Source organism: Corynebacterium sp. HMSC072A02 (genome assembly GCF_001810085.1).
GTDB lineage: Bacteria > Actinomycetota > Actinomycetes > Mycobacteriales > Mycobacteriaceae > Corynebacterium > Corynebacterium hesseae.
In genome coordinates this window covers 1-4,234 of sequence record NZ_KV799826.1, presented here as the reverse complement: position 1 = coordinate 4,234, position 4,234 = coordinate 1, and the positions used below count along the sequence as shown (strand labels likewise).

Here is a 4,234-nt window from a genome sequence, read left to right as displayed (position 1 = left end):
AAATAGGGTGTCCACTAAACGAGGGTAACCTCAGGGCCGACTCCTGCGGATAACGTGATGGAACGGCTACTTCAGGCACGCTCATAGTTATTGGCGTAGTGCGGGTGCAGTGTGGGCGTAGATGACGACCACTGCAATCAAGGCGATACAGACGGCGAAGGGTGCCAGCGGGTTCCACCCGTAAAGGGCGGTCGAAGCCAGCGGGGCAATCGCGTACGCCAACCCATTATTAGCGTTGATGATGCCAGCCACTGCGCCTTGCTCATCTGCACTCATCTTCAAGGTTGGGCCAGTGTTGTACCCGGGCATCGCCAGTCCCATACCTACCCCCAGCACGATACACCCGACAACCAGTAAAGCGTGCGAGGAGGTAGGCCAAATGAGCACAGTTGCAACTAGTGTAATGGCCAGACCAGTACGTAAAAGCTTCGCTGCTCCCCACCCTGTCTTTGGAGCAATCACCGCTTGGGCAATGATCATGGTCACGCCCATGATGGTCAGGTAAATCGCGGAAATACCTGCGGTCGCAGTTGCCGACAGGGCGAAGCGGTCTTGGACAGTGAATCCAAAAATCGTAGCAACAGAAGAAAACACAAGAAACATCACCAGACCAGTTGCTAGCCAGGGAGCTACACGCGGATCAGTGAAGCGAATCCGTTGAGGCTTTGCAAAAAGTTGCCCTCGGCTTTGAGGTGCGAAACTCACCAAGAGAACAACCAGACCAATCACCATCACAACGGGCATGACCACCAAGGGCAAGAGCAGGCCACCAGCAGCGGCTAACACACCTCCAGTAACACCTCCAACAATGGAGGCCATCCCTTGAGCCGCTCCAATCATGCCCAGTGCTTTTACCCGCCCGTTCTCGCTGGCAGCATGCGTGACCAGGTGGGCTTGCGCGGTCGGGGCGATCGCTGAAATCCCTCCACCATAGAGCAAACCACGAGTGATCACAACACCAAAAACTAGTCCGACACCGCCAACTACCTGGTTCATCCCCAGGTAGGAGACAATACCGAAGGCGCTCAAAGCGATGATCGCGATCACAAGCCCAGCAGCGAGTACACGTTTAGCGCCGACACGTTGGGAAGCTCGCCCCCAATAAGCACTCAAGCTCGCTAGTACAATCGCTGCCAAAGAGATAGTGGCGCCAATATGCCATTCCCGCAATCCCATCTGTCGTGACAGTGGCGCGATGATCGGATTGAGAATCATTTGCCCCATAAAGGCGAGAAAAACGATTCCCACTACCAGGTTCGCTTGCGCTCCTGGATCAATAGAGCTCTGTGTCGGCTTATTACTACGAGGGTCGGGCATCACTACACTCCATTACTAGAACACTGTTTCACTTAGGGATATTGTAGAATGGTGTTCTAGTAAGGGTCAAGGAATAAGTTAGGGTCACCTTATGAACACTGTGCTAACGGGGCGAAGGGCTGGGCTATCACGCGAGCTGATTGTCAAACAAGCTGTACAGTTAAGCGCGATCAGTGGCGTTGAGGGATGGTCAGTACGGGACATTGCCCGTGAACTGGGCGTGGTTCCCTCAGTGATTTATCATTATTTTCCAAACAAGGAAGCCATTTGTGATGCTGTTGTAGACCGGGTATGTGTCGGGATTGAAGTTCCCGACCCGGACCTTGAATGGAAAGCCTGGTTTCGAGCTATGGCTCACAATCTACGCCCCGCATTGTTAGCATATCCGGGGATTACCGACAGGTTCGCGCGGGGCAAGTTCACCGAACAGTTTTTGCCGATGATCGATGGAGCCTGGGCCAAACTACAAGAAGCTGGGTTTGGTGACAATTCGCCTGTGGCCTACACAATTATCGCGAACTCGATCATCCACACGATCGGAGCGAGAAACCTGCGCGCATCCAATCAAATCCAGCCTCGCCACAACCTGCACGAAATGCTTGTCAGGCTTGAGCCTATGATGGCTCAATCTGTTGGACTGACCAGTATTGTCAACTCTTACCTGGAGCCTCTCTCACACCCTGATGAAGAAGAAGCGATGTCCGAGGAATACTACGACCTCGTCATCGATGTGATCCTAGACGGCATCGAACACACCCTGCTGCCTTAACTCTGACCCACTTCTCAATCATCGTCTTAGTGAGCGCCCGCACAGCTGTGTACTTCAACACAGCGGATGTAGCCCAGTTGATAAGCCGGGTCAGTTCACGTTCACCCCTCGCGTTATCATGGTCACGGAGACGGTTAAGTAGTTCTTCCTGATACGGATTATTCATGGTGTGCCCTTCATCCAGGTATGGGTAAAGGGGGCCAAGGCACACACCCTGACCCCCTTCGCTGCCTGCTACGGGCTAGCGTCTACTCGGTAGCACCCGCCGTGGTCGGCTCCACCACATCCTGTTCAGCCGTCGCCAGCACCTCCGGGCGGAACACGGAACCGCCGTACACCTGGAGGCCCGTAATCGCACGGGTGAAACGGAACGGCAGCATGGACGATTCCGCCACCTCCGTGATCTGGTAGCCGAACGGGGTAGCCATCGGGTGGCCCGCAATGACCACCTCACGGCCCGCCACCGTCGGCACCGTCGGCGCGGAAATGATGCGGAACCCGAGCAGGCGACCAATCTCACCGTTCAAGAGATTGCTGTTGTTCACTGCCTTGTCCAGGCGCTCGTCGTACAGCAACGCCGATTCCATCTCCGGGCCAACCATCACGAAACGGTCAGTCTTCGGAACCGAAGTGGCGTTGAGTTTCTTACGCAGCACCACCAGCGTCTTGTACGCGTCCTTCTTCTCAATGTCGAGCGGGAGGGTGCCCACCTTGTTGGAGTTCTTCACTCCGTCCTTCATGAGCTTGCCGATGTAGGTATCGACCTGCTCGGACATGCCTTCCTCTGCCTCGCTGACTGCCTCCGGCTTCACGTCTAGAGCAGACTGGACGGAAGATACCAGCGGAATCTTGAAGTTGAAGTAGTCGCCCTGGTCGGTCTTGAACTTACGCTCTCCGAACTCGACATCTTCAACAATCATGTCTTCGGACTCGTCGTACTTACGGATGGTGGGACGGCTAAGGTTGGTGACAACAACCTCGTCACCCTTACCGCGGATTTCGCCCTCAAAGTCGCAGTTCGTCACACCCTCCTGCGCGAATGCCCAGGTCTGACGGAGCGGCTGCATGAGCGCAGACGCGACAATCGGGCCGATTACCGGATCCCAGTTCTTGTGGGACTGTGGAGTTGCCATAGTGCGTTCCTCCTAGTGGAAACTTTTAGCGGCTGATACGGCCTTCCTCCACTGCCTTGTTGATTTCCTCAAACTTGCCCTGTGCGTACAGGCGGTCGAGGTCATCGGCGGTGAGGATTCGGCCATCGTTGTTGTTCGTGGGGCTGGGGTTCCGCTGGTGCGGGGTGCTACCCCACCCGCCTTGAACTGTGGGAATGAGTTGAGCGTGTTGGTGACGAGTTCGCCAGCCTTACTGTCCCACTCGTCGCTGCCCCACTTCGGGAGATCACCTACACCACGGAGATACGGCACAAGCATGTCGGGGTCTGCCCCGTTTTCCTTCGCCAGCTTGCGTAGGGTGTTGTCCTCGCGCATTCGGTCGAGTTCGGCCTGGAGCTTGTCACGCTCGGCTTCTCGTTCCTGCGCAGCGGCCTTGGCCTGCTTGATTTGTTCCTCCGTGTCTTTGTCGGACGGTTCAAAACCGAGTACCTGCGCGAGTTTCTTCAACGTCGCTGCCTGTTCTTCCGCCTGCTTCGCCTTCACTCGGCGGTCGCCGTTCTCGTTCTTCAACTTGCGGTTTTCCGCTTCGTATCGGGCGAGCTGCTTACGTAGCGCGTCAAGGTCTACGGCTTCGTCCGCCTCGTTGGCCTGCGCCTCGCCTAGGTGTTCACCGGCTTGGGTGTAGTTCCCTGCTCGGTGTCGTGCTGGGCCTGCTGCGCCTTGTCAGCGGCCTGCTGTGCGAGGTCTGCGGGGGTGGTGTTTTCATCCGACATGTGGTTTGTCTCCTCCGTGGGGTGTTGGGTGTGTTCCACGCCTTGGTGGTAACGGAGGTGAGTATGAGACATATTGGTTGGCGGTCAGTTTTATTGAGTGGTTACCCAGTCCCCAGCTTCAACAAAAGCTGTTAAATCAACAGGGGAACTTCCTAGTAGCTCCACCGTGCCGTCGGGCTTCACCAGCGCGGCGCTATCCCCATCATCTGCGTTCTCCCCTGGAAACACTTGGGGTTGCCCGCAAATCGTGGACACGTAGTGGA

Annotated in this window: 4 protein-coding genes; 1 reads left to right on the top strand and 3 read right to left on the bottom strand. The window is 56.1% G+C overall.

Going from position 1 to position 4,234, the window contains the following annotated elements; translation table 11 throughout:
• Window positions 1–87: 87 nt before the first annotated feature.
• On the bottom strand, window positions 88–1,317 hold the full coding sequence (locus HMPREF2698_RS03335; RefSeq protein ID WP_070495012.1) for an MFS transporter: 1,230 nt from the start codon (window positions 1,315–1,317) through the stop codon (window positions 88–90).
• Between the two features lie 91 nt (window positions 1,318–1,408).
• Between HMPREF2698_RS03335 and HMPREF2698_RS13505 the strand changes: the two genes are divergently transcribed.
• A complete protein-coding gene (locus tag HMPREF2698_RS13505; RefSeq protein ID WP_070462451.1) occupies window positions 1,409–2,086 on the top strand; it encodes a TetR/AcrR family transcriptional regulator in 678 nt (225 codons plus the stop codon).
• A gap of 248 nt (window positions 2,087–2,334) precedes the next feature.
• On the opposite strand, the gene HMPREF2698_RS03325 is transcribed toward HMPREF2698_RS13505, so the two are convergent.
• Together HMPREF2698_RS03325 and HMPREF2698_RS03320 are read right to left on the bottom strand one after the other, a co-directional pair.
• Window positions 2,335–3,219: a hypothetical protein gene (locus HMPREF2698_RS03325; protein ID WP_070529834.1), complete on the bottom strand. Its 885-nt coding sequence runs from the start codon at window positions 3,217–3,219 to the stop codon at window positions 2,335–2,337.
• 12 nt (window positions 3,220–3,231) lie between these two features.
• Window positions 3,232–3,768: a hypothetical protein gene (locus tag HMPREF2698_RS03320; RefSeq protein ID WP_141746464.1), complete on the bottom strand. Its 537-nt coding sequence runs from the start codon at window positions 3,766–3,768 to the stop codon at window positions 3,232–3,234.
• Window positions 3,769–4,234 lie beyond the last annotated feature (466 nt).